At 67.1% G+C, this 5,425-nt stretch carries 5 protein-coding genes and 1 pseudogene; 1 reads left to right on the forward strand and 5 read right to left on the reverse strand.

Annotation, left to right across the window (positions count from 1 at the left end; genetic code table 11):
• Positions 1–491: pseudogene (locus ACY45C_RS19595) on the forward strand (hypothetical protein); the annotation flags it as partial.
• Here the strand turns inward: ACY45C_RS19595 and ACY45C_RS19600 are convergent.
• From ACY45C_RS19600 to ACY45C_RS19620, 5 genes are all read right to left on the reverse strand, one after another.
• On the reverse strand, positions 488–1,528 hold the full coding sequence (locus tag ACY45C_RS19600) for a DNA cytosine methyltransferase (RefSeq protein WP_462189026.1): 1,041 nt from the start codon (positions 1,526–1,528) through the stop codon (positions 488–490). The pseudogene ACY45C_RS19595 and the gene ACY45C_RS19600 overlap by 4 nt on opposite strands.
• 400 nt (positions 1,529–1,928) lie before the next feature.
• Positions 1,929–3,935, reverse strand: a complete 2,007-nt coding sequence (locus ACY45C_RS19605) for a cell division protein FtsK (protein ID WP_462189027.1) — start codon at positions 3,933–3,935, stop codon at positions 1,929–1,931.
• A gap of 315 nt (positions 3,936–4,250) precedes the next feature.
• Positions 4,251–4,433, reverse strand: coding sequence for a hypothetical protein (locus ACY45C_RS19610; RefSeq protein ID WP_462189028.1), 183 nt, complete (start codon positions 4,431–4,433; stop codon positions 4,251–4,253).
• A 23-nt stretch (positions 4,434–4,456) separates the two neighbouring features.
• Complete coding sequence (locus ACY45C_RS19615; protein WP_462189029.1) at positions 4,457–4,648, reverse strand: hypothetical protein; 192 nt, start codon at positions 4,646–4,648, stop codon at positions 4,457–4,459.
• 319 nt (positions 4,649–4,967) lie between these two features.
• Positions 4,968–5,201 (reverse strand): hypothetical protein, encoded by a 234-nt coding sequence (locus ACY45C_RS19620; RefSeq protein ID WP_462189030.1) that lies wholly within the window; start codon positions 5,199–5,201, stop codon positions 4,968–4,970.
• Positions 5,202–5,425 lie beyond the last annotated feature (224 nt).

A 5,425-nucleotide genomic window follows, 5' to 3' on the forward strand; every position in this document is an offset into this window, starting at 1 on the left:
TAGGAGTCCGTCTCGTGGGCTGTCAGATGTGTATAAGAGACACGACGCCTATTCTCGCTTTCCAGCGGGTGGCGGGGAACGCGCACGAGCCGGACGAGATGCGGGCAGAATTCTCCCGGCTGCAAAGCCGTTTGTCTGTCACGGAAGACGATGACGAACTCGATGCGCTGGTGGCCACCCGCAAGGCTCTGCGGGTGGCCATCGAACAATTCGCGCTTGTCTCTGACGTGTACGACTACACGGAGATCGGGCGGACGGTCAGCGACATGTGGACCAGCGGCGACACCGACGAAAAGCGGGGCATGCTCCGAGCGATCATGACCTCGTGGGGTCTGACGCTTTCCGAGCATGACGGACAGTGGGGAATCAAGATCGGTACGGGTTTCACGGACACGACCGACGCGGACGGAATCGTGGACCTTGGCAACGGGTTCTGTTTCCGTCGGGAAAGCAGCGCGCGGAACGGAGGTTCAGCCGCCCGTCCGCGCTAGGTGGCCTGTGGGAAGGCCGGAAGGACGAGCACGACCCTTCCGGCCTCCAGATGCCCCAGCACATCAGGAAGCCTGAAATCCTGCACCGAGAGAATCACGACGCTCTCACCACGCGGGAGGGGGTCAAGATCGCTGGGAGTCTTGCGGGTAGGTGGCTGTTCGTCGTTACGCGGCTTGGGCAAGGGGCTGGGAGAAAGCGACGGAGGACAGGACCGCGGCGGCGAGGGGGGCGGCACCGCGTTGCCGATTTGGAGAAGCCGGATGGTGTTGCTGCCCTGCCACGGGTAGTCGGCGGGAAAGGATTGCAGGGCGCCGAACTCGGCGACGGTCAGGGGGTCTACCGGTCCGGCCCACCTGCCGGTTAGCTGTGCGGTGCGGAGGGCGGTGCGGGCGTAGGTTCCACCCCAGGTGTTCCCGTGGGTGGTGACGGTGAAGGATGGCCGGTCGATGATCCCCCGGCCGATGCTGTCGGCCATGCTCCGCCAGGGTTTCAGCGGCGGCGCATATCGCGGGGTTGTCGCACCATATCGGGTGTGACTCGGCGCGGGCGGGCCGACGCTTTCTTGTGCCCGGGAAGCGAGGAGGAAGGCGCGTCGGCGGGTTTGCGGCACCCCGTACTGTTCGGCGGCGAGGATTCCGGTCCAGGTGGCGTAGCCGCCGCGGCGCAGTTCGTAGGCGAACCGTTCCCAGATCGGCAGGACGGCGGGGACTTCTTCCATCGCGATCCACACCGGCCGCAGCACGCGGGCGAACCTCATCGGCTGGTGAATGAGCCGGCCGCGGGGGTCGGCCAGCCACAGCCGTTTTCCCGCGCTGCTGAACGGCTGGCAGGGCGGGGAGGCGATCAGCCCGGTAATCCCGGCGTAGTCGCCCGGGTGGATGGCACCGACATCGTTTTCAACGGTTGCCAGCCCGGCGGCGCGGCGGGTTTCGCAGGTCCAGTGATCCCATTCGACGCCGATTTCGGCCAGGCCAAGCCTGGTGCAGGCCGAGCCCCAGCCACCGGGGCCGGCAAAAAGATCAAGCACAGCCGACATTCCTGCTGTCTCCCCTCACAGCAGAGCGGGCAAAGGCGGTGGATAGTTCAGAAAAAAGGGCGTACGCGGTCAGCACTAACCCCGCAAGGCGATTTCTGGAAAACACGCGGCCGACCACCATGGGTGATGCGTGCGCCGGCTTTCACCGGTGCCCTGCCCGTGGTCGGGATGCCAGCGACCACCCCCGGGCCGGTCACGCAGGGTGGCGGCAACGGTGCCGGGGTGCCGGGGCGGCGAGCCGGGCCGGGAGGGGGCCACAGCCCTCGTCCCCCCGGGGTTTCGGCGGTTTCACGCTCCGGCCGCTAACAGGCAAACGAGCAGGTCAGCGGCCTGTGAGGGGGCTAACAGGGGTGCTAACAGTTAGCGGGAGAGCCGCTAACCGTTAGCACCCAGCGGACCGTCAGGCAACCCGCTTCCGGTCACGTTCCGCCACCGCTGCGGCTAGGTGGCGGCGTTCGATCCCACGCCGGTTGAGGACCTTCCCGGCTATCCGGCGGCCGATCTGCACGGTCTCGATTCCGTACGGTTTGAGAACCATCGCGAGCTGATCGGCACCCCAACCTCCGTACACATCCGGCCGCGGCTCGGCGAGCCGGGCGACAACGGTTTCTGACCACACCTTGCCCTCGCCCCCGGGCACCACGGACAGAATGTCGTCCAACAGCGACGGTGCCGATTCCGGCGGGGTGCTGTCCCCGGCGGCCTGCCCGGACAGCCGGCCCGCGGCGATACGGGCTTCCCGCGCCCGCTCGGCGATCTCGTCCGCGATCGGGGCATCGATGTACGCGCAGCGGACAATCATCGGGTCGTCGCTGGCGCCAACCAGATAGCCGATACCCTTGTCCGACGGCCGCAGCGTCGTTGCCTGAATCCCGTTCTTATACATCGACGTCCCCAAGATCATATCGTTTTCGACCTGGCCCATGACCCGCAGACAGAACCTGATCGACACATTCGATGACACCCCGGTCGGCAACGAGGCGGCATCCGGCCGCTGCGTCGCCAGAATCAGAATCACCCCGAGCGCCCGGCCCAGTTTGATAATGTCCGTGGCCAACTCGCCGGCTTCCTTGCCGTAGGCCGGGTGCGCGAACAGGTTCTGGCACTCGTCCACAATCGCGACCAGCGGATGCAACCCGTACGACCGCAAACCGGCGATCTGCCGGGTCACCTTCCCATCCGGGCACAGGTCCTTCGGTAGCCGTTTAATCGCCGCGGCCCGGCGGACAATCTCCGCCCGCAGATCCCGTAACGCTTCCAGCACGATTTCCATCGTGGAGTCGTCCAGTCCAGAGGCATAACGGGCGGCGACCTTTTCCGCCGCGTCCAGATCGGCGGTTCCTTTCAGGTTGAACACCCACAGCTCACAGGTGGGGTCGAGTGCGCAGCCGAGCATGAGCACCCGCACCGCCGACGTTTTCCCCGCCCCGGGCAGCGAGCCGACCAGCACATTGTTTTCCGACAAGAGAATACTGACCGGCCGCCCGCGCGGGTCGGAGCCGAACGGCACCGGGGCAAACACGTCCGTCACCCCCCGCCGCGTCAGCGGCCAGGCAGCGGCCGGGGCCTTGGACATGTCCTGATCCCCCACCCACAGCACCAGCCGGCCGGCGTGCGCGTCGTGCCCGGCCTCCGGCCACACGCAGCCGATCGGGCGGCGCAGCCCGGACGCGAGCCGTTCCCGGCGTTCCAAGACATCGGACACCGTCACCCCATAGGGAAGATCGACCTCGGCGCGCCAGCCGGGACCGTCCCGCATGATCGGGGAGGGGAAGGTGATCCCACCACCCTCGCGACGCGCCTTGTTGATCTCAGCGATGCCCAGTGCCCCCAGCGCGCGGACGACGATGTCCGCGGTCAGCCGGCCCACCCGGGTCGGGACCACCGCCGGACTCATCAGCGGCCGGTCCGCCGGCGCCTCCAGCACCCCGAGCCCGCCGACCACGGCGACGCCCAGCAGCAGACGCACCCCGGCGGGGGCGGCGCTCCACCACCACACGGCCAGCGCGAGGGCAGGAAAGCCGCCCAGGACGGCCAGGAACGCCCGCGCCCGGGTCCGGGTGTCATGCAGACGGGCCAGCCGCAGATATATCCCGGCGTCTTCCTGGCGGACCGAAGCGGCGATCACCGGCCGGGCGTCGGTGTCGGCCAGCCAGCCCACCACCGCGCCCAGCAGCCGACCGGCGCCGCGCGGGGCGCGGCCGACCAGCCGGGCGGCGTACACCGGCACCCGCACCGCGTGGTAGACCGCGGTGTAGGTGTAGTGGCCCACCGCCCAGCATGCGGCCACGCGCAACGCCGCCCACGAGCGCAGCCACCCCGGGACGATCGGCCGCCGGACACCCGGGCGCGGCTCACCCACCCCCGGCCGGGGAAGCGGAGACGGATCCACCGGCACCAGCGCCACCCCCGCCACCTCCCCCCACCGGCACCGGCGCAGGCCGGGCGGGGAGCGGACGGCGGTCCCTCGGCTGGTAGGGGGCCAGATCGGCGCGCGCCGTCTCGACATCCGGCACCCACCCGCCAGACCAGCCAGGCAGGCGAGCCCCCACGGACGGGCCGAAGGAATGATCGGACAGGCCGGAGGGATCGCCGGACGGGTCGGAGGATTCACCGGGCGGCAGAGGACTGCGATCGGACATGATGGAAGTTCCCTGTCTGCGTGGGGAACCCGGGGCGCGGTGTCTGTCGTGGCGGTCAGGAACCGCGCCCCGGGGCGAACTCAACGGCCAGGCGGAATACGGCCGAGACGGCGTTGCGCTTCCTGGCGGCGTTGCGCTTCCTGCAGGCGGCGGACATCACCGATGTCGCGCTGTTCCTCGGCGAGCCGGACCAGCAGCAACACCAACAGGCTTCCATCGGTAAGCACGAGCGCCACCAGTATCATGATGAAAAAGAACGTCATCATTAGATCCTTTGTCCTTTCCGCTACACGCCGATGGCCGACACGACGTTGATCACCTGGTTGACGATCTGCTGGATTGTCGGGGCCAGCCCGGAGGAAGCCAGATAGAACCCGAGGACAATGCACAGCAGCGCCGACGCCAGACTCAGCCGGTAAGACCGGACGAGGACCACGACCGCGAACGACAACAACAGAATGATCGAAATACTCACCATGGGACAGGGTTTCCTTTCCTGTACGGGGTGCGGGCTAGTCGTTCGGGTCGGACCCGTCGCTGCCAGCCGGAACATCCTCGTTTCCGGCGTCGTCGGCCTCATCGACGTCGTCAACGTCGTCTGTGACCTCGGGGACCTCTGCGTCGGTCATGTGGGGATGGGCGGGCACCGGATCCATCCCGGCCGGAACAGCCCACGTGTTATACGCCTGCCGCCACACCTCCCGCGTCCGCCTATGCCACGTGCCAAGGAGTCGAAATGAAATAACTTGCGCGTTTCGAACCCTCCACAGGCCTGTGACCTGCGATGATGCTCTCGATCACGTATTTGTTACTTCATTACGTCCCCCAAGACGCGAGAAAACCAGATCCAACGCAGCCCGAAGCCGCTCGTTCTCGAAGGCCTCGGCGAGGTACAGGCGGTGCAGCACCGTGCTGGCCGTGTAGCCCTCCACATGCTCGGTATGCGCCTTCTCGACCCGGTTAGCGAGATCGTCCAGGGTCAACGGCCCGAACTCGGCGGCCGACGGGTCCGGCTCAGAACTGGTAGGCATAAATATTCCTCCACAGATAAACAGGAATGGGTGACCTGCCCGCGCCACGGGCAGGAGAACAAGACGTGACACTGAGGTACTGTCATTAAATAAGTTGATCACTTGATCTGTGTTTGGGATTCCCGTGTGATCGCCTCAGTGCGGTTATGTCCGTGGTGGACGATCGTTCGGCGAAGTTTGTCGCGATGAGGGGTCGCCTGGAGAAGCAGCGGCCCCATGGGGAC

The organism is Frankia sp. CcWB2 (assembly GCF_977927585.1).

What these genes read in the sequence shown, in the direction of transcription:
- ACY45C_RS19600 (WP_462189026.1), bottom strand. Translation starts at nt 1,528, where the DNA reads ATGTCGGCTGTGCTTGATCTTTTTGCCGGCCCCGGTGGCTGGGGCTCG.
- ACY45C_RS19610 (WP_462189028.1), bottom strand. Translation starts at nt 4,433, where the DNA reads ATGACGTTCTTTTTCATCATGATACTGGTGGCGCTCGTGCTTACCGAT.
- ACY45C_RS19615 (WP_462189029.1), bottom strand. Translation starts at nt 4,648, where the DNA reads ATGGTGAGTATTTCGATCATTCTGTTGTTGTCGTTCGCGGTCGTGGTC.
- ACY45C_RS19620 (WP_462189030.1), bottom strand. Translation starts at nt 5,201, where the DNA reads ATGCCTACCAGTTCTGAGCCGGACCCGTCGGCCGCCGAGTTCGGGCCG.